The 26,688-nt window shown below is 67.6% G+C and carries 27 protein-coding genes; 21 read left to right on the top strand and 6 right to left on the bottom strand.

Features of this window, described 5'->3' with window-relative positions; genetic code table 11:
• The first annotated feature begins 3 nt into the window (after nucleotides 1–3).
• The 17 genes from MFF24_RS14895 to MFF24_RS14820 all read left to right on the top strand — a co-directional run bounded on the left by MFF24_RS14895 (nucleotide 4) and on the right by MFF24_RS14820 (nucleotide 20,965).
• The gene (locus MFF24_RS14895; protein WP_238225221.1) at nucleotides 4–2,301 is read left to right on the top strand and encodes a portal protein; all 2,298 of its coding nucleotides are present in this window, start codon (nucleotides 4–6) and stop codon (nucleotides 2,299–2,301) included.
• The gene (locus tag MFF24_RS14890; protein WP_238225219.1) at nucleotides 2,298–2,612 is read left to right on the top strand and encodes a hypothetical protein; all 315 of its coding nucleotides are present in this window, start codon (nucleotides 2,298–2,300) and stop codon (nucleotides 2,610–2,612) included. Before MFF24_RS14895 ends, MFF24_RS14890 begins: the two co-directional genes overlap by 4 nt.
• Nucleotides 2,613–2,614: 2 nt before the next feature.
• Nucleotides 2,615–3,112 carry a hypothetical protein gene (locus MFF24_RS14885; protein ID WP_238225218.1) on the top strand — a complete coding sequence of 166 codons (498 nt, stop codon included), beginning with the start codon at nucleotides 2,615–2,617 and terminating at the stop codon, nucleotides 3,110–3,112.
• Nucleotides 3,113–3,343: 231 nt separating this feature from the next.
• Nucleotides 3,344–4,225 carry a hypothetical protein gene (locus MFF24_RS14880; protein WP_238225216.1) on the top strand — a complete coding sequence of 294 codons (882 nt, stop codon included), beginning with the start codon at nucleotides 3,344–3,346 and terminating at the stop codon, nucleotides 4,223–4,225.
• 59 nt (nucleotides 4,226–4,284) lie between these two features.
• Nucleotides 4,285–5,520 (top strand): P22 phage major capsid protein family protein, encoded by a 1,236-nt coding sequence (locus MFF24_RS14875; protein WP_238225214.1) that lies wholly within the window; start codon nucleotides 4,285–4,287, stop codon nucleotides 5,518–5,520.
• Between the two features lie 98 nt (nucleotides 5,521–5,618).
• Nucleotides 5,619–6,167, top strand: a complete 549-nt coding sequence (locus MFF24_RS14870) for an SPFH domain-containing protein (RefSeq protein ID WP_238225213.1) — start codon at nucleotides 5,619–5,621, stop codon at nucleotides 6,165–6,167.
• A 12-nt stretch (nucleotides 6,168–6,179) separates the two neighbouring features.
• On the top strand, nucleotides 6,180–8,216 hold the full coding sequence (locus tag MFF24_RS14865) for a hypothetical protein (protein ID WP_238225212.1): 2,037 nt from the start codon (nucleotides 6,180–6,182) through the stop codon (nucleotides 8,214–8,216).
• Complete coding sequence (locus MFF24_RS14860; RefSeq protein WP_238225211.1) at nucleotides 8,216–9,637, top strand: packaged DNA stabilization protein; 1,422 nt, start codon at nucleotides 8,216–8,218, stop codon at nucleotides 9,635–9,637. Before MFF24_RS14865 ends, MFF24_RS14860 begins: the two co-directional genes overlap by 1 nt.
• A complete protein-coding gene (locus MFF24_RS28845; protein ID WP_283214508.1) occupies nucleotides 9,634–9,762 on the top strand; it encodes a hypothetical protein in 129 nt (42 codons plus the stop codon). Before MFF24_RS14860 ends, MFF24_RS28845 begins: the two co-directional genes overlap by 4 nt.
• Nucleotides 9,763–9,765: 3 nt before the next feature.
• Nucleotides 9,766–10,485 carry a hypothetical protein gene (locus MFF24_RS14855; RefSeq protein ID WP_238225210.1) on the top strand — a complete coding sequence of 240 codons (720 nt, stop codon included), beginning with the start codon at nucleotides 9,766–9,768 and terminating at the stop codon, nucleotides 10,483–10,485.
• A 4-nt stretch (nucleotides 10,486–10,489) separates the two neighbouring features.
• Nucleotides 10,490–12,484, top strand: coding sequence for a lysozyme family protein (locus tag MFF24_RS14850; protein WP_238225209.1), 1,995 nt, complete (start codon nucleotides 10,490–10,492; stop codon nucleotides 12,482–12,484).
• 20 nt (nucleotides 12,485–12,504) lie between these two features.
• Nucleotides 12,505–15,801 carry a hypothetical protein gene (locus MFF24_RS14845; RefSeq protein ID WP_238225208.1) on the top strand — a complete coding sequence of 1,099 codons (3,297 nt, stop codon included), beginning with the start codon at nucleotides 12,505–12,507 and terminating at the stop codon, nucleotides 15,799–15,801.
• Nucleotides 15,802–16,134: 333 nt separating this feature from the next.
• Nucleotides 16,135–17,298: a hypothetical protein gene (locus tag MFF24_RS14840; protein ID WP_238225207.1), complete on the top strand. Its 1,164-nt coding sequence runs from the start codon at nucleotides 16,135–16,137 to the stop codon at nucleotides 17,296–17,298.
• Between the two features lie 2 nt (nucleotides 17,299–17,300).
• Complete coding sequence (locus MFF24_RS14835; RefSeq protein WP_238225205.1) at nucleotides 17,301–17,675, top strand: hypothetical protein; 375 nt, start codon at nucleotides 17,301–17,303, stop codon at nucleotides 17,673–17,675.
• Between the two features lie 16 nt (nucleotides 17,676–17,691).
• Entirely contained in the window at nucleotides 17,692–18,588 is an 897-nt protein-coding gene (locus MFF24_RS14830; RefSeq protein ID WP_238225203.1) for a hypothetical protein, read from the top strand.
• Nucleotides 18,588–19,061: a hypothetical protein gene (locus tag MFF24_RS14825; RefSeq protein WP_238225202.1), complete on the top strand. Its 474-nt coding sequence runs from the start codon at nucleotides 18,588–18,590 to the stop codon at nucleotides 19,059–19,061. Before MFF24_RS14830 ends, MFF24_RS14825 begins: the two co-directional genes overlap by 1 nt.
• Entirely contained in the window at nucleotides 19,061–20,965 is a 1,905-nt protein-coding gene (locus MFF24_RS14820) for a hypothetical protein (RefSeq protein ID WP_238225200.1), read from the top strand. The genes MFF24_RS14825 and MFF24_RS14820 overlap by 1 nt, the downstream gene beginning before the upstream one ends.
• A gap of 19 nt (nucleotides 20,966–20,984) precedes the next feature.
• Here the strand turns inward: MFF24_RS14820 and MFF24_RS14815 are convergent, their stop codons facing one another.
• Nucleotides 20,985–21,866 carry a class I SAM-dependent methyltransferase gene (locus MFF24_RS14815; RefSeq protein ID WP_238225198.1) on the bottom strand — a complete coding sequence of 294 codons (882 nt, stop codon included), beginning with the start codon at nucleotides 21,864–21,866 and terminating at the stop codon, nucleotides 20,985–20,987.
• 526 nt (nucleotides 21,867–22,392) lie between these two features.
• Here MFF24_RS14815 and MFF24_RS14810 point away from each other — a divergent pair.
• From MFF24_RS14810 to MFF24_RS14795, 4 genes are read left to right on the top strand one after another with little or no spacing between them, the layout of a single operon-like run.
• On the top strand, nucleotides 22,393–23,289 hold the full coding sequence (locus tag MFF24_RS14810) for an N-acetylmuramidase family protein (protein WP_238225196.1): 897 nt from the start codon (nucleotides 22,393–22,395) through the stop codon (nucleotides 23,287–23,289).
• A gap of 2 nt (nucleotides 23,290–23,291) precedes the next feature.
• Nucleotides 23,292–23,558, top strand: a complete 267-nt coding sequence (locus tag MFF24_RS14805) for a hypothetical protein (protein ID WP_238225194.1) — start codon at nucleotides 23,292–23,294, stop codon at nucleotides 23,556–23,558.
• The gene (locus tag MFF24_RS14800; RefSeq protein WP_238225193.1) at nucleotides 23,555–23,971 is read left to right on the top strand and encodes a hypothetical protein; all 417 of its coding nucleotides are present in this window, start codon (nucleotides 23,555–23,557) and stop codon (nucleotides 23,969–23,971) included. Before MFF24_RS14805 ends, MFF24_RS14800 begins: the two co-directional genes overlap by 4 nt.
• A 4-nt stretch (nucleotides 23,972–23,975) precedes the next feature.
• The gene (locus MFF24_RS14795) at nucleotides 23,976–24,332 is read left to right on the top strand and encodes a hypothetical protein (RefSeq protein ID WP_238225192.1); all 357 of its coding nucleotides are present in this window, start codon (nucleotides 23,976–23,978) and stop codon (nucleotides 24,330–24,332) included.
• Between the two features lie 119 nt (nucleotides 24,333–24,451).
• Here the strand turns inward: MFF24_RS14795 and MFF24_RS14790 are convergent, their stop codons facing one another.
• The 5 genes from MFF24_RS14790 to MFF24_RS14770 all read right to left on the bottom strand — a co-directional run bounded on the left by MFF24_RS14790 (nucleotide 24,452) and on the right by MFF24_RS14770 (nucleotide 26,265).
• On the bottom strand, nucleotides 24,452–24,787 hold the full coding sequence (locus tag MFF24_RS14790) for a hypothetical protein (RefSeq protein ID WP_238225191.1): 336 nt from the start codon (nucleotides 24,785–24,787) through the stop codon (nucleotides 24,452–24,454).
• A gap of 136 nt (nucleotides 24,788–24,923) precedes the next feature.
• Nucleotides 24,924–25,565: a hypothetical protein gene (locus MFF24_RS14785; protein ID WP_238225190.1), complete on the bottom strand. Its 642-nt coding sequence runs from the start codon at nucleotides 25,563–25,565 to the stop codon at nucleotides 24,924–24,926.
• 84 nt (nucleotides 25,566–25,649) lie between these two features.
• Nucleotides 25,650–25,844: a hypothetical protein gene (locus tag MFF24_RS14780; RefSeq protein ID WP_238225189.1), complete on the bottom strand. Its 195-nt coding sequence runs from the start codon at nucleotides 25,842–25,844 to the stop codon at nucleotides 25,650–25,652.
• Complete coding sequence (locus tag MFF24_RS14775; RefSeq protein ID WP_238225188.1) at nucleotides 25,841–26,065, bottom strand: hypothetical protein; 225 nt, start codon at nucleotides 26,063–26,065, stop codon at nucleotides 25,841–25,843. The genes MFF24_RS14780 and MFF24_RS14775 overlap by 4 nt, the downstream gene beginning before the upstream one ends.
• Complete coding sequence (locus MFF24_RS14770; RefSeq protein ID WP_373322695.1) at nucleotides 26,062–26,265, bottom strand: hypothetical protein; 204 nt, start codon at nucleotides 26,263–26,265, stop codon at nucleotides 26,062–26,064. The genes MFF24_RS14775 and MFF24_RS14770 overlap by 4 nt, the downstream gene beginning before the upstream one ends.
• Nucleotides 26,266–26,688 lie beyond the last annotated feature (423 nt).

The following is a 26,688-nucleotide window of genomic DNA, read 5'->3' as shown; positions in this document are numbered from 1 at the left end:
ACGATGGGCCGTTTTACCGACATGCTGTCCAAGCGGCTGCGCAAGCCGTTCGCGTCCGAGGCTGAGCCCGAGGACGAGGCAGCAGCCAACCCGAAGAAGCCCGACCTCGCGAAGGTCCATGCCACCGCAATGAAGCGGTGGGCGCGCGCCGATGCCGCTGACCGGGAGAACCGCGAGCGCGCTTACGAGGATCTCGAATTCCTCGAGCCCGGCGGGCAGTGGGAGACCCAGATCCGGCAGTTGCGCGAGAGCGCGGGCCGGCCCTGCCTGGAGTTCGACCACCTCGGCACCACGGTCGCCCAGATCACGGGCGACATTCGCCAGATGCGCCCGGCCATCAAGGTCGTGGCGATCGATGACCGCGGCGACAAGGACACCGCCGAGGTGATCGCCGGCATCATCCGGTATGTCGAGAACCGCTCCGACGCCGCGGCGATCTACTTCGCGGCGGCCGATCAGCAGGTGCCGGCCGGCGTCGGGCACTGGAAGGTCATCACCGAATACGGCTCCGACTCCACCTTCGAGCAGGAGATCGCGGTCGCGCCGATTCCCGACGGTATCGGCGTCCGCTGGGACCCCGACGCGGTGAAGAAGACGCGCGAGGACGCGAGGTTCTGCTTCATCCCAGTCGACAAGGATCGCGCGGCTTACGAGGAGGAATATCCGGATCACCCCTGCGAGGAGATCGGCGGCGGGGACGCCTCGTTCACGGGCGCCTCGGACTGGTCGACGCCCGACGTGGTGCGGCTCGCCGAGTACTACGTGAAGACCCCGGTGAAGAAGCGCCTCGCCATGATGCCGGACGGCGAGGTCCGGGACCTGACGAATGCCGACCCCGAAGATGTGGCCGAGGCGGAGGCGCTGGCCGCGCAGGGGCAGGCTCGGATCGAGACCCGCGACGGGCACAAGGTCGAGCGTTACCTCATCAACGCCCGCGATGTGCTCGAAGGGCCCGTGCTGATCCCCGGCCGTTTCATCCCGGTGGTGCCGGTGTTCGGCGTCGAGCAGGTCATCGGCAAGAAGCGGACCCGGCGTGGCGTCGTGCGGAAGGCGAAGGACGCGCAGCGCGCCTACAACTATTCCCGCTCGACTCAGACGGAGGTCGTCGCGCTCCAGCCCAAGGCGCCGTTCGTCGGCACCGAGGCGCAGTTCAAGGGCTATGAGGACGTCTGGGCGACGGCCAACAGCGAGAACCACGCGTTCCTGCCGTTCAACGCCGACCCGAAGGCGCCGACGGCGATGCCGCAGCGCGTGCCGCCGCCGGTCGCCTCGTCCGGCCTCGCCGAACTGAGCCGCGAGGCGGCCGAGGACATCAAGGGCGTCACCGGCATCTACGACGCCAGCCTCGGCGCGCCCTCGAACGAGTCGAGCGGCAAGGCGATCCTTGCCCGCCAGCGCGAGGGCGACGTCGGCTCCTTCGTCTACATCGAGAACTTCAACCGCTCGATCCGGCACACGGGCGCGATCATCAACTCGATGGTGCCGCACGTCTACGACACGGCGCGCACGCTCCGGATCGTGGGCGAGGACGGCAAGGTCGATCTGGTGAAGCTGAACCAGCCGCAGGGCCTCGCGGTCGATGGCGTGTCTCAGACTATCAAGAACGACGTGACGGTCGGCGCCTACGATGTCTCGTTCGAGATGGGCGCGAGCTACAGCACGAAGCAGCAGGCGGCCTCCGACGGGATCAACGCCTTCATCCAGGCCGCGCCGCAGTCGGCCCCGCTCGTGCTCGACATCTTGGCCAAGGCGCAGGATTGGCCGATGGCGGACAAGGTCGCCAAGCGGATCCGGACCATGCTGCCGCCCCAGATCCAGGCCCTCGAGGCGCAGGAGAGCGGCGAAACACCGCCGCCGCCGATGCCGCCCTCACCGGAGCAGCAGGCCGCCATGCAGGCACAGGAGCGCCAGCAGCAACTCGAAGCCGGTCGCCTGCAGGTGGACATGGAGAAGCTGGAGGTCGAGCGCGAGAAGCTGCGCACCGACATGGCGAAGATCCAGGCCGAAGCGGATCGCCTCCTCGCCGAGGCGCAGATGGGTGCAGCACAGCCCGGCGCCACGCATGCCGACCCTCGCCTCGACGCCATCGGCGCCGCCGTCGCGCAGCTCTCCGAAGTGGTTTCAATGATCCTGGAGGAGATGTCGGTCGTGGAACCTCCGCCGCCGGCACCGCCCGCCGAACCGGAGCCGCCGCTCATGGCGCTTCCCACGGACTTCAACGAGGCGCCTCCGGGCGCCTTTTCTTTTGACCCCGGCGCGCTCGGTCAGCCCGCGCCCGAGATGATGGGCCAGCCCGCATGATCCAGCCGTTCCGCCCCACACCGTTCAGCACGCTCCGGCTGAACGCGAACACCGTCGCGGGCTCCGCGGTGATGCCTCCGAACCTGCCGCATGGCTCTGGGACGCAAGTGCGCCTCTGGAACCGCGGCACGGTCCCGGCGCGCGTCGAGTTCGGCAACAAGGCGGCGATGGACCTGCCGACGGTGGCCTCGATGGCGCTGCCGGCCGGCGCGGTCGAGATCCGCACCATCCAGCAGACGGAGCGCTTCGTCGCCGTCCTGGGCGAGGGTGGCGCGCCGGACGTCGAGATCACCGTCGGCGGAGGGTTCTGACGATGCCCGGCTACTGCACCGGCATGTCGGCGGGGGAGGTTGCCGCTGCGATCGCCAACGCCGGCATCCCGGCGCCGTCGAAGGAGATGCCACCCGCGACGGCTCTCGACGGCAAGCAGGGCACCTCGGCTGAGTTCGCTCGGGCCGACCACACCCATGCGGCGCGCGTCCAGCGCACGGTGGTGACGACGCAGGCCGATGGCACGTACCTGTGGACCTTCGCGCGGCCCATCGTCTGCCCGGCCGGTAAGCTGCCGCCGATCACGTACATGGTCGAGGACCTCGGCTCGCCCGTGGTGGTCCAGATCGTGGCCCGCTCCTTCACCAGCGACGCCGCAGCCGGCACGGACACGCACGCGGCGGTGACGGTGAAGGCGCAGCGCTCGCGCGTCCTGCCGGCGGTGCTGCTGTCCCTGTCGGCGCTTCTCAGCTTCGACGTGTTGGGCGCCCCCGCCTCGGGCGTGAAGGTGAACCTCTGGGCTGCTGACCCGACGCAGTAGCGCGAATCCTCTTGACCCCTGAGGCGAAACGGCCTCAAGGACTATCCGTCGCGAGACGTGCGGGCACGGGCCCGTCAGCGGCAATCCCACCATTCTGATCGGCGCGCCCCACCGTGGGGCGAATTGCGCCCTCTCCGATCCCGCAGGCCGGCGGACCCGCTGCCAGGCCGCGAGGATGCACCGAACCCGCCCGCTTTCAGCGCGGCGGGTTTTTTCATGGACCAACGACACATGGACGAGGATCTGATCGTGCTGGGCGCGCCGGTGGAAACGCTGGCGGCAGGTGGCGAGACCTCGGACGCGACGGCCGAACCGATCGAAGGCCAGCCGGCCGAGATCGAGACGGGCGCCGCCACGCCAGGGGAAGAAGGGGGCGAATCCGCTGCCGAGCCGAAGCCGGAGCCTGCGAAGGTCGAGGGCGAGGGCGAAGGCGGCGAGGAGCGCCCGAAGAAGCGTTCCGGCATCCAGCGGATGCAGGACCGGATTGCCCGGCTCGAAGACGAGCTCGCATCGGCTCGCAGCGCGGCTCCGGCTGCCGGCGAGGATCGCGCTGCCGCCATCGAGAAGGAGATCGGCCCGGCCCCGAAAGAGGACGACTTCAAGGATTGGGCGGCCTTCGAGGATGCCAAGGCGGAGCACCGCATCCGCAAGGCACTCGCCGAGCAGCGCTTCGACGACCGGGCGGCCGATGCCTCCCGTCGCCAGAGCGCCACGCAGGTCGCCCAGCGCGAGGCCGCACTCGAGGCCTTCCAGGATCGTCTCGACGACACCCGGGGCAAAATCCCGGATTTCGACAAGGCGCTCAACGAGGCCAAGGGGCGCGAGGTGAAGCCCCACGTCACCGAACTGGTGATCGAGAGCGAGAAGGGCGGCCTGCTCGCCTACTACCTCGCCAAGAACCCCGATGTGCTCACCAAGCTCAACGGGATGAGCGAGCGCGAGGCGGCCAAGACCGTCGGCAAGCTCGAAGCACGCCTGACCCTGGCGAAATCCAAGACCGCAACGTCAGCCCCCGCCCCGGCCCGTCAGGTGTCCGGCGCCGCCGCCCCGTCCGCTGATCCGTCGAAGATGTCGATGGCTGAATACGCGGCGTGGCGCGCGAAGAACGGCTGACCTCCACCCCACAGCGCTGATCCGATCGGACTGCGCCCCACCATCGGGACCGTCGAACTATGCCCAACAGCATCATCACCCCGGCGATCGTCGCCAAGGAAGCCTGTGTTATCCTCGACAACGCGCTCGTGATGGCCAACCAGGTGCACCGCGCTCACGAGGAGGACTACGAGAAGAAGGTCAACGGCTACAAGCCGGGCGCCACCGTCTCCATCCGCAAGCCGGCGCAGTTCAAGGCGCGTCGCGGCGCGCAGGCCCAGACGCAGGACGTGAAGGAAGGCACCACCGCGATCACCGTCGATCAGCAGGTCGGCGTCGACTTCAACTTCACGTCGTCCGACCTCACGCTGAAAATCGGCGAGCTGTCCGAGCGCGTGATCAAGCCGGCCCTCGTCCAGATCGTGAACGCGATCGATACCGACCTGATGTCGCTCTACTCCAGCGTCTACAACTGGGTCGGCACCCCCGGGAACGTCATCAACACCTTCGCCAAGCTCGGCGCCGGTGGTCAGCGCATGGACGAGATGGCGGTCCCCGGTGACGCACGCTCCGCGGTCCTGTCTCCGGCCGACCAGTGGGCGCTCCTCGGCACCCAGACCGGCCTCTACATGCAGGACGCGGCCAAGGACGCCTACCGCATGGCGAAGCTCGGTCGCATCGGCGACTTCGAGACCTTCAAGTCGCAGAATGTGCCGACCCTCACGACCGGCGCCCGCGGCGGTGCCCCGGTCGTGAACGGCAACGGTCAGGCCGTCGTCTACGATGGCGCGGTGATGAACACCTACACCCAGACCCTGAACATCAACGGCGCCTCAGCGTCGGTCACTGGCGCCTATCGGGCCGGCGACGTGTTCACGATCGCGGGCGTGTTCGCAGTCAACCCGGTGACGAAGAAGTCCCTGCCCTACCTGCAGCAGTTCGTCGTCACCGCCGACGCCAACACCGACGGCACCGGCGCTGCCACCCTGACCATCTCGCCCCAGATCATCGTCTCGGGCGCGTTCCAGACCGTCTCGGCGGCCCCGGCCACCGGCGCGGCTCTGTCCTTCATGGGCGTCGCCAACATGAACTATTCGCAGAGCCTCGCCTTCCACAAGAACGCGTTCGCCCTGTGCATGGTCCCGATGGAGAAGCCCCCGGGCGCGGTCGACGTCGGCTCGGCGAACTACAAGGGTATCTCGGTTCGCGTGATCCCGTACTACGACGGCACCAACGACGTCTCGAACTGGCGTCTGGATGTTCTGTACGGCTTCAAGGCCATCGACCCGCGCCTCGCGACCCGCATCAGCGGCTAAGCCGCTTTCCACCACCGACTGAAGACGAAAGGGCCCCCTCGTGGGGCCCTTCGTCGTTCTGGGGCCCGTGAGCGCCCCGAGACCCACACGAGGCGTTCATGAGCACCACCAATCCGACCTGGGGCTACAAGCCCGACGGCTCCGGCCAGATCTTCGACCTCGCGCCCGGCGAGGGACTGCCCGACGGCTGGCACGACTCCCCGGCCTGCATCACCGATCCCGCGCTCGCCACCGCCGACGCGCTGTCCGCCGCCCTTCAGGGCCGCGCCTACGTGCCGGCCGTCGCCGATGCGGTGTCCGGCTTCCGCGTCGAGGGCGAGGCCGTTGCGGTCGATGCCGACGAGCTGGCGAACGCCCTCGCCGAGATCGACCGCCTCAAGGGCGTGATCGAAGCCGGCATGACCGAGAACGCCGCTCTCGTCGCTGAGATCGAGGCGGCCGAGAAGGCGCTCGACGAGGCCGCCAAGGCGATGGCCGACCTGCGCGACTCCCTGGCCAAGGCACACGAGGACGGTCGCGTGAACGCCGCCGAGCGCGATGCCGCCAAGGCCGCGGTCGAGGCGCTGACCGCCGACCTCGCCAAGGCGCAGGCGGATCTCGAAGCCGCGACAGCTCCGAAGCCGGCCACCGCCGCCAAGGGCAAGTAAGGCGCTCCGCCCATGGCCTACACCCGCCAGGACCTGATCACCCTCGTCCTCCAGAACGTGGGCGTCCTGGCGGCTGGCCAGGAGGCGTCGATCGAAGATCGCGCGGCCGTCGATATCCGGATCGACCCGAAGCTCGCCGAGCTCGCCAAGCGGGAGATCTTCGTCGGGCTGAATGCCGATGCGCTTGATCCGGCCGTCTTCCTCCACGTCGCGGATATCATCGCCTCGGCCTGCCGGGTCCCATTCGGGATCACCGGCAACAAGGCCGAGGTGCTGACCGGCGCGGCGGCCGAGGCCGAAGCCTCGCTGAAGTTGCTATCGCGCCAGTTCAGTGCCACGGCTGCGACGGCCGCCTTCGACGTCGTGCGCGACGTTCTGGAAAAGCTGGGCGTCGTCACGATCGGGCAGGACCCGTCTGCGCAGGACCGCGGCGTCGTGTCGGCCCGCATTGCGCCCATGCTGGCGGATCTTCGCGCGCGCGAGATCACGGCCCTGACGGACCTTTCTCAGGCTGACCCGGCCCAGCTCCGCCATCTCGCTAATATCCTTGCGGGCAGTTGCGCCGGCAGCTTCAACGTGGATCCGGCGGTCGGTGACCGTCTTGGAGACGTGGCCACCGGCGCCGAGGTGGCGCTCCGGGTGATGCAGCGCCAGTTCGATACGGGCGTCGGCACGTCAGGCACCTTCAGCGTTGCGCAGTCGGTGCTCGAACTGCTCGGCGTGGTCGGCGGCGGCCAGACGGCCACATCGAAGGACGTCGCGGTCGTGTCCGCTCGGTTCGGCCCGCTGCTGGCTGACCTGCGCGCGCGCCACGTCATCGATCTGCCCTCCGTCGATGCGGCGGACCCCTCGACCAAGCACTTCCTCGCCGCAATCCTCGCCGCCCGCTGCGCCCTCCTATTCGGCGTCGGCGATCCACTTCTCGGCGGCCTGAAAGCGGAGGAGATACGGGCCGAAGCCGCCCTTCGCGCGTCCGCCCGTCAACTCGATGCCGGCACGGGAACGGTGGGCTCCTTTGACCTGGTGCAGTCCGTCCTCGAAGCGCTTGGGGTCGTCGAGGCCGGGCAAACCGCATCCGCGAAGGACCGCGCCGTGGTCTCGGCTCGCGTCGATCCCATGCTCGCTGACCTTCGCCAACGCGAAATCATTGCCCTGCCGTCGATCGCTGCGGCTGATGCCTCGACCCAACTCCACCTCGCCGCGATCCTGGCGCTCGCCTGTGCGTTGCCGTTCAAAGTCATTGGCGAGGCGCTGCTTCCGTTCCAGGCCGCCGCGGCACAGGCGGAAGCGGCCCTTCGGGTCATCGGCCGGCAGTTCGACGGCGGCGTTGCCACCGGCGGCACCTTCGACGTGGTGCAGGCGGTGCTCGAAAACCTCAGCGTGGTGATGGCTGGCTACACCGGTTCGGCCAAGGATCGGGCCGTGGTGAGCGCCCGCATCGCGCCGATGCTCGGCGACCTGCGGCTCCGCGAAATCGTCAATCTCGCGTCGATCGAGGCCGCTGATCCGGGTGTGCTGATCCACCTGTCGGTGATCCTGACCTCGGCCTGTTCGCAGGCCTTCGGGAAAGATGCTGCGACCCGCACCCTCCTCGCGGGAGAGGCAGCGAAGGCGGAAATCTCCCTGAAAGCGCTCGCCCGCCAACTCGATACCGGTGTCGCGGTCTCGGGTGTCTTCGACCCGGTGCAGGTCGCGCTCGAACATCTCGGCATCGTGTCGGCCGGACAGACGGCCTCGGCCAAGGATCGCGCCGTCGTCGGAGCCCGTCTCCAGCCGAAGTTCATGGAACTGCGCGGGCGCGACATCTGCGGCGTCACCGACCTGTCGCAGCTCTCCACCGAATTGCAGGGCGCCTTCGCGCGCCTGCTTGCGGCCGATTGCGCGACCTCGTTCGCCGAGGTGCCGCCGGCTCGCATCGCGATGCTCATGGCAGCCGTGCCGGAGCAGGAGCACATCCTCCGCTACCAATCCTTCGTCTACGACGTCCGTCCCGCGATGCGCCTGGAGCGCTTCTGGGGCGGTCGGCGCCGCGGTGGCTGGATCGTCTGATGCCGGACATCGCGTGGCCGCTGTCGTCGCGTCCCGGGCTGTCGCCTGAAGAGGGCGCGGGCCGGCTTATCAACGCCTACGTTGAAGAGATCGGGCAGGGCGGACGGGCGCCTTCGGTGATCCGGCGGGCGCCGGGGCTCGTCCCCTTCGCCGATACAGGACACCCGGGTCTTCGCGGCGCTCGCGTGGCCGGCGCCCGGCTCCTCGCCGCCATGCGCGGCCGGCTCGTTTCGATCGACGCTTCCGGCGTGAGCCGGGACGCAGGCGACCTGCCGGGCTCCGCGAGGGTCACCATGGCGAAGAACAACCGCTCGCCGGTCCCGCAGGTGGTTGCGGTTACCGAGTATGGGGCGTTCGAGATCTCGGCCGGCCGCTCGGCGTCTCCGCTGCCGATCCCGACAGCGCTACCGGCCCCGAACTCCGTCGAGTTCCTGTTCGGGTTCTTCTTCTTCACCTGCGGCGACGGCACCTGCTACGCCTCGGCCCTCAACGGCACGAGCTTCAACACGCTCGACCGGACGAAGGAGCAAGGCCGCTCCGCCGGCCTGATGCGCGCGATCGGCTTCCGGTCCGAGTTGTTCCTGTTCGGCCCGTCGGAGATCGGCGTTTACGGCGGGCCGGCGCAGAACAACGGCTTCCCCCTCGCCCGTCTGACCGGCATTCCACGCGGCCTGATCGGGCCGTGGGCGGTGGCGGGCCACGAGGAAGGCTGGTCGAACACCCTGATCTGGGTCGGGGACGATTCCGTCGTCTACCGGCTGAATGGCTACAGCCCGGAGCGGATCTCGACCCACGACGTCGAGCGAGATGTCGCCGCCGCCGCCCGGGTGAACCGTGAGGAGATCGAGGCCTCGGTGTTCATGGTTGCGGGACATGCCTTCTGGGCGCTCTCGCTGCCGGGCCGGACCTGGGTCTTCGATCTGACCACCGGCCTCTGGCACGAGCGCGTCGGGCATCAGAACACCCGCTGGCGCGCGACGCAGGGCGTGAAGGCCTTCGGGCGCTGGCTCGTCGGCGACCGCCGCAGCAACTCGCTCCTCGAGGTGTCGGAGGCCGCCTTCACCGATGCCGGGTTGCCGCTGCGGATGCGCGTCGAGTCCCTGCCCGGCGAGGCATTTCCGCAGCGTCTCGCGATCCCCCGCGCCGACTTCGATTTCGTGGTCGGGCGGGGACTGCCGACGGGCGATGTCACCCAGACCGATCCCGTCGTCGGGATCTCGTGGTCCGACGACGGCGGCGCGACTTGGTCGAACCCGCTGACGCGCAAGCTCGGCTCGATGGGGCGGACACGGACGCGGGTCAACGTGCTGCGCACCGGTCTGACCGGCGTGCAGGGTCGGACATGGCGCGTGGACGTCTCCGACCCGGTTTATTGCGCCCTGCTTGGAGGGGCGATGGCGGTCGAGGCCCGCACCGAATGAGCACCAAGCCCACCTTTCCGAACGCCGCCTCGCTGCCGCTGCCGCGCGAGTGGGTCCTCTTCTTCGCGGCTCTGCTCGCCTACACGGCGGAGCTTGAGGCCCGCATCGCCGCTCTGGAGGATTGATCCGTGGCCAGCATCTTCTCGGGCAAAGCCGGGCGTCAGGCGGCGATCTGGGGCGCGCAGCAGCTCCAGCAGGGCGAGAACGAGGCGAAGGACGCGCTCGACCAAGGGCTCGGCTTCGCCAAGGAGCAGTACGGCAAGGCCTCGGGCCTCTTCGGCAACCTCGCCGACGAGTACCGTGGCGGGGCCAAGCTCTATCAGGACGCCCTCGGCGTGAACGGCGCCGACGCCTCCACCGCGGCGCGCTCGGCCTACACCACCGGCGCCGGTTACACCTTCAACATGGATCAGGGGCTCCAGGCGCTCTCGCGCGCTCGGGCCGTCAACGGCACCCTGGCCTCCGGCGGCGCCGACACGGACGCGATGAAGTTCGCCTCCGGCCTCGCCAGCCAGGACTTCAACAACTGGCTCGCCAACCTCGCGAACCTCGACACGAAGCGGGCGACCGCCGTCTCGGGCCAGGCTGGCGCGGAGACCGGGCTCGGCAATGTCGGCGTCCAGACCGGCGTGGCGAAGGCCGGGATCTCGACCGACACGGCGAGGGGGCTCGCACAGATCGGGCAGCAGGGTCTCATGGCCGGGCAGCAGGCGGCCGAGAGCCGCTTCGGCGCCCTGATGGGCGGCGCCAACCTCCTCGCGAAGGGAATCGGCGGGCTCGCCGGCAACCCGGCTGCGCTGAGCAACGTCGGCAGCAACTTCTCCTCTGCCTTCTCGATCTTTGGGTGACGCGATGAACGGTGCGACCGTCTTCCAGATGGTGTCGGGCCTGGGTGACGCCTTCGGGAGCGCCTACGCGGACGCCCGCAAGCAGGCGCAGGAGGAGGAGGCGCCGACGCTGATCTCCAACCTGATGAACGCCTACAAGGGCGGCGGGGCGGCGGCGGTGCCGGCTGTGCCCGGCGCTGGCCCGGCTGGCGCGCCGGTCCAGCCCGGTCCGGTCGCGGCGGCTCCGACGTTCGCAGCCACCGGCGGCGGCATGGGCGATTACCTCGCCACGACCCGGGCGAAGGAGAGCGGCGGCAACGATCTGGCGGCCAATCGGAACAGCACCGCGCTCGGACGCTACCAGTTCACCGAGGGCACCTGGGCCGGGCTCGCGAAACAGTATCCCGACCTCGGCCTGACGCCGAACGGCCGTACCGATCCCGCGCAGCAGGAGCGGGCGATGCAGGCCTTCACGCGCGACAACGCGCGGGCCCTCACCGCCGCCGGCATCCCGATCAACCCGCAGAACCTCTACGGTGCGCACTTCCTCGGGGCTGGCGGCGCGACCTCGTTCATCCCGAGCGCGCTCAGCAATCCCGACGCGCCGGCCGCCTCCCTGGTCGGCCCGAAGGTGGCCGGAGCCAACCGCACCGTGTTCTTCAACAAGGACGGCTCGCCGAAGACCGCGGGCGAGGTCTACGCCTGGATGGGCGGACGGCGCGGCGGCGGTAGCACTCCGGCGCCCGCCGCGCCCCCGGCGCAGGTCGCCTCGGCCGAACCCGACGCCGCGAACATCCCCGCTGCGGGTGCACAGCCGGCCGGCTTCATGGTCCCGCAGGGGGGCATTCCGGCCGCGGCCCCGTCACAGTCCTTCTCGGGCTTCCCGGGCGCCGGCGCCACCCGCATGACGCCGGAGCTTCAGACCGCGCTCAACGCCGCGTGGCGGAACCCGCAGACCCGCGCGATGGCCGGGCAGATCTTCGGGCAGCTGCTCAAGGGCAGCGACAACGGCTGGGATCTGAAGGAGGTGAACGGGCAGAGCGCCTGGGTGAACACCCGCAACGGCCAGATCCTCCCCATCGGGCAGGCCAAGCGGAACACCGCGACCGTCGGCAACACTCTCGTGGACGCGACGACGGGCGAAGTGGTCTACGCGGCGCAGGAGAAGCCGACCACGGTCTCGCCCGGCAGCGCCTTGGTGGGACCTGGTGGCCAAGTGATCTATCAGGCGCCCGACCGTGAGAGTGCGAAACCGGTTACGGTCGCACCCGGCGCCTCGCTGGTGAGCCCGGACGGCAAGCCGTTGTTCACGGCCCCGGATCGCGACAAGTCCAACGAAGGCGAGGCGAGGCTGCGCGGCGAGTTCACGAAGCAGCTCGGCACCTTCACCGATGTGCAGGATGGCTACCGTCGCCTGATCGCGGCGACGGAGCAGCGCGAGGCCAACCCGAACAGCGTCTCGCCCGCGTCGGACATCGCCCTGATCTTCGGTTACATGAAGATGCTGGACCCCGGCTCGGTCGTGCGCGAGGGCGAGTACGCGACGGCTCAGAACGCGGCCGGCATCCCGGATCGGGTGCGAAACGCCTACAACAAGGCGATCCAGGGCGAGTTCCTGACCGACGGCCAGCGCCAGGACTTCGTCGACACGGCTGGGCGGCTCTACGGGCAGGCTTATCAGCAGGCCGAGCAGACCGGCGTCCGCTACCGCGATCTCGCCAAGGGGCAAGGCCTCGACGAGGGCCGCGTCGTCGCCCTTCCGGATCGCCTCGTGGGGCCGAAGCTCGGTCGCAAGCCGCCGCCGAGCGGTAAGACCGGCGAGGCCGGGGCGAAGGCCAATCAAGGCCCGGTTAGCATCCCCATGGACGCGGTTCGCGACCTGCGGGCGCTTCCCGACACGCCCCAAACCCGTGCACAGTTCGACGCGGTGTTCGGTGAGGGCGCGGCGGCGCGCGTCATCGGCCCTGCCGGACGCCGCACGCAGAAGACCACGCTCGACGACGTGCTCGTCGGCCCCTGATCCGAACGGGAGAGCAAACGTTGAGCGAGAACCCGTTCGAGAAATACGCCCGCAAGCCTGCCGAGGCGCCGAGCGACGCGCCGGCGGCCGACGGGAATCCCTTCGCGAAGTATGCGCCGAAGGCGTCCGGCCCCTCGTCCTCCGACGGCAGGAAGCCCGCGGCGGAAGCCCCCTCGGTGGTCGGCGACGTCGTCCAGTCGGCGGGCGCCGGCATCATCCGCGGCGCCGCAAGCCTCCCGGACCTGCCGCAGACCGTGCTCGGCCTCGCCGAGACCGGTATCGGCTACCTCACCGACAAGGTGGCCAAGGGCGCGCGCGCGCTGGCGGGTAAGGAGCCGCTGCCGGAGGCTGAAGCCGCTGCGGCCCGCGCTGCGGTGAAGGGCGGGCTCCCCTCGCCGTCAGAGCTTCCGATGCCGGGTCAGACAGCGATCGGCGCGCTCGAAGCCGCGGCGGGCAAGCTCTACGAGCCCCAGACCACGGCGGGCGAGTATGCGCGCACGGTCGCCGAGTTCGTGCCCGGCGCCGGGAAGACCGTCGCGACGGCGGTCCGCAACGCCCTGGTGCCGGCGGCTGCCTCGGAGACGGCCGGCCAAGTCATGAAGGGCACCGCGGCCGAGCCGGTGGCGCGCCTCGTCGGCGGCGTGGCCGGTGGCGCCGCACAGGCCTTCGCGCGCCGTCCCGGCACGGCCGAGCGCCTGTTCGATGCGGGTGCGGGCAAGATCTCGGCCGACGAGGTGACGGCCGTTCGCTCGCTGGTGGACGATGCGGCGGCGCGCGGCGTCTCGCTGACCTGGGCGGAGGCGCTGCAGCAGGTCGTTGGCCCGCGCCGCCTTGGCGACCTCCAGCGCGTTGTCGAAGGACAGGGCGGCCTCGCCGAGTTCTTCGCTGCCCGCCCCGGCCAGATCAACGCGGCCGGACAGGCAGGACTCGACGCGATCGCGCCGGCTTTGCCCTCTTCCGCCCGCACCGGTGAGGCGGTCCAGGCCGCCGCGCGCAATGCGGTGGCCGCGACGCCCGAGGGACAGGGGGTCATTCGCGCGACGCAGGCGGCCGGCTCGCGCGTGTCCCCCGATCAGGCCGGACAGGTGATCCAGCGCGAGATGCGCGGTGTCGCCGATGCCCGCGAGACGGCACGTTCCGAACAGGCGGCCCGCGACTATGCCGCCGCCCGCGCCGCACCGGAGCGGATCGGGATCGAGCGCACCGTTGAGGTGGAGCGTCCCGGCGAGCCGATGCTTCAGACGCTCGACAACGGCGCCGGCGGCCCGCTGCGCTACGACCCACCGCCGCAGGGTCCGGACACCATCGGCTCGATGGCGCCGAAGCGGCCCGATGCGCCGCCGTTAGAGCCAGGCACGAAGTCTCTCGCCCGCTTCATCGCGGAGAACGGCGGCATCGGCCTCGAGCGTGGAGACGTGAAGGCGGCCGGGCTCGACCGGTTCCGGCAGCCGGGCGTCTCGAACCTCGTTCAGGAGAACGGCAAGGGAATCGACAATTTCTGGCGCGAGCGGCTGATCGAGGAGGGCTATCTGCCGCCCGACCGCGACGGCGGCATGGCGCGCAACATCCACGACGAGCTGATCGGCCTCCTGGAGCAGGAAGCCCGCGGCCGGCGCACCTATCCGTGGGATTGGCTGGGCCATGACGACCGGTCCGGGTTCGGCGCCATGCGCGACGAGTTCCAGGCCTCCGCCAGCCAAGCGACGACCGACATTCGCCGGGCCCTCACCGAAGCCGGTGTCGATCCGAAGACGGTCGACAAGGGTACGCTCGACCGAGCGGCCGCGGCGCTGATGCGGGGCGATGAGACCGATCCGCTGTCGGCCTATGAGCGCGTCGTGATGGCCTCGAAGGAGCCCGCGAGCGGCCCGTCCTCGCGCATGGTGCCGACCACGGTGACCGAGGAGATCTCCGCCCCCCGGTTCGGCCAGGTGAACCCGCAGTCCGCTCTCGACGCGCTCGACCGGCAGGCGCGCACGGCCAAGGGTGACGTCTGGACCGAGCTGGAGCAGGTGCGCCGCGACTTCATGGAGTACGGCGCCGATCCGGTGTCGGGCGTCCGTGAGACCGACCTGTCGATCGAGGGGCTTCTGCATGCCCGCGAACGGCTCGACCAGCGGATTAATCGAGCGCAGGCGGATGGTGATGGCACGAAGGTGCGCGACCTCCAGTCCGTGCGCTCCACGCTCGACGAGCAGCTCAAGGCCGCGCCAGAGGTGGCGACGGCGGATGCGAACTTCGCCGCCAACAGCCGCCCGCTGGAGCCGTTCGCCGGCAACGCCCCTCTCGGCAGGGTGACGCAGCGCGACCCGCTAACCCGGCGGATGGCCACTCCGACTGAGCAGGTGCCGTCCCACCTGGAGGGCGCCACGGCGGCCCGCGAGTTCCTGGCCAACGCCACGCCCGCGGCGCGCAACGCGTTCGAGGCGCGCGAGGTGACGCGCATTCTTGACGGGGTGAGCGGACAGGGCGGCGCTACGGCCGAACGCATCCGTGCTGCGATGCGCCAAAACGAGGACCTCCTCGCCCTGTTGCCGGAGGCGCGCGGTCGGCTCCAGCGCCTCGCCCTCGCCCACCAGGGCCGCGAGGCCGTGGAGCGCTCGCCGCTGGGCCGCATCGCGCAACGACCGGACGTGAAGAACGCGATCGAGGCGCTGTTCCCGACCAAGCCCGTCGAGGGCTCGGCGGCCGACGTCGGGACCGCCGTCGGCGCGATCTCGCGCAGCAATCCGCTGGCCGCGCGCGAGCTCGTCCGCACCTATCTCGGGACCGAGTTCGCGGCGAAGACGAAGGATCTCCAGAGCGGGGCCAATCAGGCCGGCGGGGCCAAGTTCGCGGCCAGCATCCGGGGCAACGATCTGGCCGGCGAGAACATCTTCGCCGCGATCCGAGCGCTGCCGGATGGCGAGCGGCTCGCGGCCGGCTTCTCGCGCCTGCTCGACATCTTTGAGGCCACCGGCACGCGCCAGGGCGTCGGCTCGCGGACCTCGTTCAACAACGAGGCGCTGGCGGACCTGCGCAAGGGCAGCCTCGGCGGTGAGGCAAACAAGGCGCTCGCAACGGGGGGCCTCAACCTGCCGAAGCGGATCGCGCAGGGCATCGAGAACTGGCAGGCCGGTCGGAACGTCGAGCGGTTAGCCGCGCTGCTGACCACGCCAGAGGGAGGACGGCGTCTTGCGGATCTCGCGAACGCCAAGCCCGGCGCCGATACGATCTCGCTCTTGAACCGGCTCGTGATGCTGGGCGCCCGTGGCTCTGGCAGCGGGGACCGCGACGCCCGCGAGGCTCTTCAGCTTAAGGTGCGCGCGGTCCCATAGCCGCGTGGCCAGGGCGGTGAAGAAGGCCGCCATGATGACCGAGACGCCGAAGCTGACGAGGACCTGCGCCGGATTGATCGGCGCCGGGTTGCCTTCGGGTGGCACGGACATGCCGTAGGTGAGCGCCGCGATGAACGCGGCTTGCGCGAGGCACCATAGGGTGTTCGACCGGGCGGAGGGCATAGCGCACGGTAGCACGGCCGCGCGGCTCCGCCAGTCTTCGCCCTTGACCCCTGAGGCAAAACCCGCGAATTGATCACCGTGCCGCGCTCTACGCGCCGGCCCTGACTGAGCCCCGCCCCCGTGCGGGGCTTCGTCGTTTCGGATGCCCCCATGACAATCTTCTGGCCGCTCTCGCGGCAGCAGGTGCTCGACCTGAACGGGCGCCCGCGTCTCGATGTGCGTGCGAGCTTCTTCCAGTCCGGATCCAACACGCCGCTCGCGGTGTACGCAGATCCGAGTCGGACGCAGCCGCATCCCGCCGAGATCGCTCCGGACGCAGCAGGCCGGTTCCCGCGCGTCTACCTGCCGGAAGGCCTCTACCGCGAGCAGGTCTACTCGCTGTCGGCGGGACTGCTGTGGAGCGACGATGGGCTCGGTGAGCCGATCCCGCCAACGGAGCCGACTGATCCCGACGGGCCCGACGATCCGACAGCCCGCGCCCGAACTGGCGACGTGAAGTGGCGCCTCGACAACTCGGTGCAGCCGGGTTGGGTGCGGATGAACCAGGGCACGATCGGCAACGGGCAGTCCGGCGCGTCCGAGCGGGGACACGAGGACACGCGGAACCTCTACCTCTATCTCTGGCTGAACTTCCCCGACAGCATGGCTCCCGTGGTCGGCGGCCGCGGCGCATCGGCTGGCGACGATTTCGCCGCCGGCAAGGTCATCAGCATCCTGACGATGCAGGGCCTCTTGCCGGGCGGCCTCGACGACATGGGGACGGGTCCGGCGAACCGGCTTCAAACGAGCACGGTCCTCAACCTGACCGCCGGCTCGACCAGTGCGACCGCCTTCAGCGGCAACCGCTTGGCCGTTGGCATGTCCGTGATCGCGCCCGGCATCTCGGCCGGTACGACGATCGCGGACATCAACGGCAACGCCATCACGCTCTCACAGCCTGCAGCGGCCGGCTCGACCGGCGCAGTCCTAGCGCGCTTCTCGTTCTTCGGTGACGTCCAAACTCCGGGCCAGATCGGCGGCGACGCGCTCTCGACGCTCTCGACGAGGAACCTGCCGACGGCCCTGCCCGATGGGAAGGTGACCGTCGATTACCCGGCTCATCAGTATGTCGCCCCGGACAAGGTCCAGCCCATTGCCTTCGGCGATGCTGGCGCGTCGACAACCATCCCGGATCTGCTGCGAGGGGTGAAGAACGCCGACACCACCCCGCCAGGCCCCCGGGAATTCACCGTCTCGCACGCGAACCCCAGCGGCGGCCAGTCAGTGTCGAACCTCCCGCCGATTCGGCTCGGCACCTTCTACCTGAAGCTCTGAGCATGGCGTTCCTCAACACTCTGGGCGCCGTCCCGCGCTGCGGGCAGTGGCGGCTTCGTCTCGTGCTGCGCACGGGCTCCTCTGATGGACGGCTCGACCTCTCCGAAGCGGGACTGATCGACTTCTCGGCAGCCTCCGATGTGGCGCTTCATGTCGTGCGACGCGACGGTCGTTGCACTGGCCACGACCATCTGCCGCTTCTGACAGCCTCGGCTTCGGCCGGGACGCTCTTCGTCTCGAACCCCGGCATCGTCGAGGCGCTGTTCCCCACCGGCTGGTCCGCCTGCGTCCCGCCCGGCCTCTACGATGTGCGGGTCCTGACGACCGTCGGCCCCGAGACGGCGCTGATCTTCAGCGAGCCGGTCGAACTCCGCTGATCGTTCCGGAGCCTCCATGATTCCCGCCCTATCCATGCCTTCCGCCCCGCTTGATGTACGGGGTGGCCCCGGCATTCGCATCGAGCGCAACAACACCTCGACCATCGTCTCGCTGAGCGACGTCGTCCTGGTGACCTCTGGCACTGGCCCAGATTTCATCGTCTCCAGTCCGGAGGGAAAGATCCGCCTGTTCGATGGCCTGTCGCTGCTCCTGCGCATGGATCGGACCGGCCCCAACGGGCCGACGCTCAGCGTTGACGGCAGCCCGCGAGCGCAGTGGCGCGACGCCAACGGCAGTCCGCTCGCCGATGGCGTGATCCAGAAGGACTCGCTCCAGCGTGTGGTTTACGACGGCACGCGCGGCATCTGGCTCGGTACGCAGCTCGGCGGACCGGGCACCACCGGCGTCACGCCCGACTTCACCGGCACCTTGGGGCAGCGCGGCGCGCACGATAAGGCCCCCCAAGGCACAACCTTCCTTGCGATCTCAGATCTGCCGACCGGTCCGGAATGGACGCTCTATGCCAAGCTCTCCGACAGCTTCGGCGATTGGTCGACTGGGCTCGCGATCAAGGCGAGCGCCGCGCAGACCACCGTAGAAGCGCAGGCTGCGGCCGAGCAGGCTGCCGCGCAGGTCCCGTTGGTTGTGCAGGCGGGAGCGGAGCAGGTCACCCTTGCCAAGCAGCAGGCGCAGGCCGCCGCGAGCCAGGCCGCCGCCTCGACTGGAGCTAAGGCGGCGTCCGAAGCCGCTCGCGACATCGCCGCCGCGGAGCGTGCTGCAGCGACCCAACGCGCGTCTGAAGCCGCGATTTTCGCCGCCAACGCTGCCGCCTACGCCGCGCAGGTCGGCCGCGTGATCTTCGACTTCAACTTTGAATCCGAATTCGATCCAACCAATGACTGGAACGCGTGATGCCTCGCCAGCCTCGCCAGGTCGCCGGTATCGGCGCAAGTGATCTTCCGAACCAAGCTGCCGTAGCGGCCTATACCGGGCCACCTCGCGAGCTGGTCGTCGGTGTCGACACGCTTCGCTTCCATGACGGTTTCACGCCGGGTGGTATACCCTTGGCAAAAGGCGGCCATACCCTGGTCGAAGATGCCGATTACCAATGCTTGTCGTCGGACGTGCAGGTCGGCCTCAAGCCGCTCACAAGTCCTCGCACCATCTCTCTGCCGGATGTGGATCTGTTCCCGCTGGGGCAAGATCTGGTCATCGCTGATGAGAGCGGCGCCTGTTCCGACGTGCTGACGATTACCATCAAGCCCGGTCCCAGCACCGGTGACGTAATCGGCGGCCCCGAGGGCGCCGCCACCATCGTCCTTTCCAGTCCCTATCAGGCCGTCCGCTTTCGCCGCGGCGCCTCCAACCTGTGGATTCGCCTGTGATGAAGCGCTTCCTTGCCGCCCTCGTTACGGTTGTGGCTCTGGCCTCTCCAGCCCTGGCCCAGACCCGCGCCCTCCCGCCCGGCGAGATCCGCTCGAACGGCGACATCACCTTCGGCAACGCACTGAAGCTCGGCAAGCGCGAGGGCAACAAGACCGTCATCACGCCGGACAGCCTACAGATCCAGGGGCCGGGCTCGTCCGGGCCAGTCGATGGCATGAGCGTGACGCCTTCGGCGACAACCACCGCAAACACCCTGTCCGCGCTCCTCGGCCGCACGGTCTACATCACTGACTTCATGCCGCTGGGCTCAACGGATATCACCGCCGCGCTAGGGCTTGCCGAGGCCAAGCTTGGGGCGGGCGGAGGGCGTATCCTGCTGCCGTTCTCGACCGCAGGGTACACGATCACCGCCAAGCATCAGTTCAACAGCAACGTTTCCGTCGAAGGCGAGGGCCGGAGCGCGGCCATCATCACCTCGAACTTCAATGGAGACGTGTTTGCTTTTGGCGATGGCACGACGACAAACCAGAATAGCGGTGTCCGCAACGTCACCTTCCGGTCCTCGATCACCCGCACCTCGGGCGCTGCGGTTGCGCTGCGGGGCACCTTCAATGCCAAGGTCGCCGACGTCACCTGTGACGTGAACCCCTATGTCTGCGTCGACATCTACAGCGGTCCGAACGCCTTCAAGATCCACGTCGACCGCATCATGGTTCCGGCCGCAGGTTACGTCGGCATCCGTGTTGGCTTCGGGAATGCCGACGGTGGCCCAGCAGACATCTTCATCAACGAGCCCATAATCTCCGATCAAACCCGCGCCGGCATCGAGATTGCGTCGACCGGCGGCGTTCAGCTGAATGGTGGCGATCTGCTCACCAACAAGAACGCCTTGCTGGTCTCGCCGGGGAATGGGCAGAAGGTCTTCGCTCTCTACGCGCGAGGGACCTACCTCGACACCAGCGTCGAGGAGGGGCTCAAGATCGCTCCGACTGGGACGGGCGTCGTCGTCGACAGCCAGTTCTCCGATCTTTGGTCTGCGACGAACGGACAGACCACCGGCAAGGCAGGTGCACTCGTCCAAGGTACGGCGGCGTCGGTTCGCTCCGTCTCGTTCAACGGGCCGCGCTCCTTCAACAACGGCGGCGAGGGTATCCGCGTCGAGGGTGGCGCCTACATCGACATCAGCAATCCGCAGATCGGCTTTAATGGCCTGTTCGCGAACAACACCTATTCCGGTATCTACGTCGCGGCCGGGGTTTCAAACTGGTCGATCACTGGCGGACGGTCAGGCGCTGGCACCGGGTTTACCGCAACGAACCGGCAGAAATACGGGATCGAGGTTGCGCCGGGCTCCGGCAATCGCTTCGGCATCGTAAACGTCGACCTCACCGGCAACGTGACCGGCGCCCTGTCGAACGGGGCAACGGGATCGGACCAGACCGTCATTGCAAGGGGGGCGCCCTACGCCTTCAATGGGGCTAACTTCGGTGTCGGCACGAACGCGCCGGGCAATCTTGTGACGATCGTCGGCCCTTCTCGCCAGCCATCCCAGGCAAGTGCAGGGGGCGCAACAGTCCAGATTTCGTCGGGAACCGGCGCGACTTCGGACACCGGAATTTTCCTTGGCTCCCAGACAAATACGAGCGGTTGGATGCAGTGCGCCTCCCCAGGTTCGCTCACGCTGCCGTGCTTGGTCAATCCGAACGGCGGCGCAGTTGGGCTTGGCAAGCCGGCAGCGACCTCAACCGCAGACGTTCCATCCATCCCGCTCACCAACGGCCAACCAACAACGAAGACATCGCCGGTCAGCGGAATGGCCCCCATGTACGTCGACGGGCAGGCCAACAAACTGTGCTTTATCATTGGCGCGACAACGTCCTGCGCGCAGCTGACTTCTCAGTGATTGCGGAGGTGGGATGGCGCTAATCGAAGATAGCGCCATCCCCGCGGCACAGACTGTTATTGATAAAGATCAGCACTCCGTCTTTGTGATTTTCTTCGCCGTGCGGACCTTGGATGAAGTGCCCCGGAATGTCTCGCGCCAGCCTCCACTCCCCGTTGTCGAACGCTGCTTTAAGTTGCTTCGTAATCTCTGACGAATGAACGGATATGCAGCAAACCTTGACCGATCGCCCGAGCATTTCGATGTGAGGAGGCAGCACGTCGATCTCATTGTGCTGAATGTCGACGTGCAGAAAGTCGGTGAGGCCAACCCTCTCTATCAGGCTATCAAGCCCAAATGTCATAACGCAACGATAGGTCAACTCTGTACGATTGGTGTCGCTGAGATGGCCGACCTTCTTATGCTCCGGCACGTCAATGTTGGCTGATCCTGCTTTCTCATCAGAGAATGCAACGACACCTGCCCCCCAATTGTTTTGCGCAACGATGGGGAGGTAGGAGAAACCGTCTTTCGGGCCAACTGCTCCGTAGACCATCACGTTGCGTTTCTCATCGACAGAATTGTTGATGAAGTAGTCGTACATGATGCGCAGATGCACAGGATCTGCTTCGACACTTAGGGATAGGTAATCACAATCGGGCCACCTCTTGGCGCAAGCTCTGTCGGCACGGATGGTCCACTCACCCGGCGATGCACCGAGTGAGATCATTCTGTACCGCCCGCCGCAGGCCAGGACGGAGCGAAGAAGAAAATCGACTTCAACATAGTCGGCCGGGTTGTCGGAAGATACCACGGAGAGGCTTTCTGGTGTCATCCGACCTAATACATTGCCGAACTCGTCGGTAAACTCAGCTAAAACACTGCCATTTAGCGTCGAAGACAAGCCATCCGCAGACATCATTTGCCGGCCTTGTGTGATGAAGCTGAGCGACTGGAGAGTAAGACGTCGTGCTTATTTGAGCCCGGCCAATCGTGTCAACCACACGCTGTGCGTGGCCGCCGCCATTGAGGGCATCCCGCCACCCGGCCCGAGCCTCCTCCCTCCGACAACCGGACCCACCATGCCCCTGCAACGCCTCGCGGTGCGGCCCGCTTTCGCGTGCCTCGTGCTGAGCATGACACCGGCTCGTGCCAACTGGACCAGACCGCATCGTTCTACGGCCAAAAATCCGGCTCTCGCCGTGCCGACGGCAAGCCGGTCGTGCCCGGGCCCTGGGCGCCGCTCATAAGACGCTGCTGCACGGCACCGCCGTCCGGGTCTCGGATGTGGCCACCGGCCGCCACGTCGATGTGCGGGTCAACGACCGCCGCCCCCACCCGCGCCTCGGCCGCCTGATCGACCTCTTGCTCGGCGCGGCCCGCGGTCGGCACCACGCACAGCGGACTCGCCCGGGCGCGCGTCCCCCTTCTCTGACCTGGAGCCGATCATGACCTCGTCCCCAGACGCGGGCGCCTTCACGCGCCTGCGCGCCGCCGGCTTCATCTGCGCCGCCGCCCGGCTCACGGACTACGACCTCCCCCGGATCGGTCACACCATCGGCGTCGGCGAGGACGAGATCCACGCCGTGATGGACGTGGAGGCCTCTGGCAGCGGCTTCGATCGGCTCAAGCGGCCGAAGATGCTGTTCGAGCCGCACGTGTTCTGGCGCAACCTCTCGGGCGCCGAGCGGACGCGGGCGGCCTCGCTCGGCCTCGCCTACGCGTCCTGGAAGCCCGGTGCCTACCCGACTGATAGCTATCCGCGCCTGATGCAAGCGATGGCGATCAACGAGACGGCCGCGCTGAAGGCCTCCTCTTGGGGGCTGGGCCAGATCCTCGGCGAGAACCACAAGGCCGCGGGCTACGCGACCCCGCAGGCAATGGTGCTGGCATTCTGCAACGGCGGCGAGGCCGAGCACCTCGCGGCGATGGTCCGCTTCATCGTCACCAACGGTCTTGACGACGAGCTGCGCCGGCACGATTGGGCCGGGTTCGCCCGCGGCTACAACGGGGCCGGCTACGCCAAGCACGGCTACCACACCAAGCTCGCGGCCGCCTTCGCCAAGTGGTCGAAGATCAAGGACACGCCCTGGTCGCCCGGCATGGGCGAGCCGGCGCCCGACCCACTGGCGCCGATGACGGCGGCGGGCACGGAGCTTGGCTCTCTTCCAAGTCCCACGCTAATTTCTGCCCCCACGATCGTGGCTGCGAAAATTAACGACCCCGTCCAGCCCGCCCCCACCGGCGGGCTTCTTCGTTCCGGGGTCCAGGCGACCGGCGGCGCCGTCCGCTCCGGCCTCGCCGGGCTCTACGACCTGATCCACACCTCGTTCCGGAAGGCCTGACCATGGCGCCCCGTCCCCTCCTCGCGCGGGCCCGCCTCGGCCTGCGCCGCTGCTGGCGTGCGGCCGCCGGCTGGCGCGTCTACCTGCTGGCCGCCTTCATGGCTCTGCCCGACGTCCTCGATGCACTGCCCGGCGTCGATCTGGCGCCGCTGCTGCCGGATTGGCTGCCCGGCACGAAGGTGGCCGCGTTCCTGGCCGTCGCCCGGCTCGCGGCCCGCGCCTACGCGACGAAGCTCGCGGCGATGCCGGCGCGGGAGCCGCCCCGATGAACCTCCTCGGCTGGCTCTCGAACCCGATCGGCTCCGCCCTCGGCGCCGTCGGCTCCGGCCTGATCAAGGTGTTCGGCAACTCGGTGCTGGCCCCGATCCTCAAGGGGATCGAGAACGGCCAGAACGCGCAGCGCGACGTCGCAGTGCAGGTCGTCCAGGCCGAAATCGCGGCCAACCAAGCGAAGGCGGCGATCGCACCTGCCTTCAAGGGGCTGATCTACGGCATCGGCATTCCGCCGGCCGTCCACTTCGGGGCGATCTGCCTCTCGAAGACCTTCGCCCTCGGCTGGCCCATCGAGCCGCTGCCGACCGAGTACGTGGCGATCGAGGCCACCATCCTAACGGCCTTCTTTGTCTCCTCGCCGCTCACGACGCTGGCCCGCGCCGGCGCCGCTCGCCTGCTGAAGGCCTGATCCCATGGACACCTCGTTCCTCTCGCCCGGCCCGATCACCTGGGCGCAGGTCGTGGCGCTCGCCGCGTTCCTGTTCGCCCTCGGCAAGGGGGCAGATTGGGTCATCGGCAAGCTGCGTGCCGGCACGAAGGACGCGGTGTCCCCGCTCACCATCGACATGGCGGCGGCAAAGATCGAGATCCGGCAGCTCGACGAGAAGCTCAACGCCTTCAAGATCGAGGTCGCCCGAACCTACGTGACTGGCGACGTCATTACCCGTCTCGAGCGACGCATCGACGACCTTGTTTCCTCGGTCCGCGACGAGATGAAGGAGACGCGCCAGACGATGCTCAAGGCGATCACGGGGCGCTCGCCTTCCTGACTCTCCCCGCTATCCACATCTGTCCACATACCGCCCCGGGGCTTCGGCCTCGGGGCCTTTTTTGTCCACAGATCGCGCTCAGCCTGGAGCCGCTGGATTAGGGATTTCTATTCCGGTCGTTAGGCAGCCGCGGGAGGGTAGCTGTGGTGAACGGAGTAATGCACCAAGTACAACCCGTTCCCACGCTCGAAAGCATGATCGACCTTCACTCGGATGCCGTATTTCCCTCCCGGCCCAAACTGCATCATGGCGAAAGATTTAGGCATAAAAGCATGCGCGCCGGTGTTGCTATCGACGTTAAGCTGTGGCGCGGACTCGCCCGCCTCTGGATCGAAGACATGGATTATGAAGGCGGCGTCATCCAATGAGATTGTCGCCATCTTTTCCAGCGAATGCAAGAAGAACGCTCCGGAGCTAATGATTGCCGCATCGCCGATAATGATTTCTGGGGGCATGAAAGTGTCCCTTGAGGCAGAAAGCGCGGAATCACGCTTTTCAATCCCGTATACCGATACTGCGACGCTACATTGCTAGTCCGCAACCCCGCCCGGCTCAGCCGCGGCGGGGTTTTTCGTTTCGGCAACCGTCTGCCTACTGCTCGGGCTTATCGCCAATCCGTAGCAAAGTTGGCGGCTCTGGCGAAGGCGCAGCCTCCGGCACCAAGAAAACGCCATCCGTGCCTCGTTGAGCCGAAAAATATGCGTGCTTGCTCGCGATCGCGCCGATCAGCGGCCAACGGTAGTATGTTGTCACTTTTAGCAGCGGACCGTCTATGCTGAGGCTCTTTGTAAAGCAGCCGCGCGATGCGGGTTCTCCGGGTGTAAGGGTAGCAATTGGGGAGAGGGTGTTTCCTCCTCCAACTAGTTTGCCGATGCTGACCCGATGCCCAACTAAGGCGCAGGCGAATGAAACGCCATGGACGGGAACGTTTCCCGTATTTGTAACTACAAACTGCGTCTGAAAATCCTGCTTCGGATCAAGGTTTACCCCGGATGCGATCGATATGGATGGCCAATAATAGTTCATCAGCCCGAGAATGGTGATTAATGGCCCTACATATGACCAAAAATCCTTCCAGACGGATCCAAAGGTTAATTTGGCTTCTCGTTCTGCTGGCGGCGCTTTCAGTGCTTCCGTGGGCGATTGCGTTGGCGTCTTATGGTTGGTGGAAGTTGTTAGTTGCTGCAGGCTGGGCTTAGACTGCTGAGGCTTGCGCTTCGGTGGTTTCTTCATAGAGTAAGGCTATCCATCGTCTGATTCGCACCAACGATGGTGACCTGAGCCGGGCCGCTTCCACAAGCGCCCGGCTCAACTGTTTCAGCCCTCACACACCGCCGCGAGCATCCGCTTCCGCACCTCGGCCATGCGGGTGTCGTCGCTGGCGCCTGTCACCATGGCCTCTCGCCCGACGGCCTCGTAGATCTCCCGCACAGTCGCCTCATCCAGGCCGAGCCCGCGGGCGAAGCCGAGAAGGCTGCGCATCTCGGCGGCCGCGCGATCATCTTCGGTCATGACCAATTCTGTACTTCCGCGCCGAACCACGTAGCCAGAAACGCCGCGCCGTTCTCTCGATCGTGATGCCGGCCCATGAGGTGCCCGTCGGCATCCTCGATAACCCAGAGCCCGGGATGCTCGACGTCCTCGGACACGTAGCCGGCCACGCCCTCGCCGACCTTCACGATGAAGTAGCCGTTGGCGCTCTTTTCGATGGTGTATTCCACAGGAGTCGTCACGCCTTCTGCGCCCGCGCCAGCAGGATCGCCGTGCGGACAGCCTCACGCTTCTGGTTCACACTCGCCTCCTCGTCGGCGACAAGAAGGCTGACCCCGAAATGTCCGGCAACCGCAGCGTCGAGATCAACGACATAGCCATCGGCGATTGGAAAGGTGCTTGCCTCCGTATCCGCGAGGAAGGCATGGACGGCCGCGCTCACCTGCTCGTCGGTGACGGCCTTGGCCTTGAACAGTTCGCCGACGGTGGGGAGGAATCAGCCATCCGGCGAGCCTAACCGGTGGGACTCAGGGCCGCCAGCGCGACCATGTCTCAGGTGCCAAGACGGGCGATATTCGCTTTGCGAAACCCGTCTAACCCATTGATGAACCTAGCGGCTAAATTTCGGTCTTTTGCAGAATTGCCGTTGATATTCAGCATTTAGAGCCTGTCTGGGGGACAGGGGGTCGTCGGTTCAAGTCCGGCCACTCCGACCATTCTTTCGCGCAGGCCTTGATCCTGCCGAAGGTCGGGCTAGGCCGCGTGGACTCTTGGGGTTCACGGACGGGGTAAGCGGTGCTTCAAGGCTGTCTTTTGGAGGACAGCCTTGAGCGTTCAGGATCGCTTGGTTCTCAGCGACGCGCAG

This window comes from Methylorubrum aminovorans (assembly GCF_022179725.1).
Lineage (GTDB): Bacteria > Pseudomonadota > Alphaproteobacteria > Rhizobiales > Beijerinckiaceae > Methylobacterium > Methylobacterium aminovorans.
This window is presented reverse-complemented; position numbering and strand designations above follow the sequence as displayed.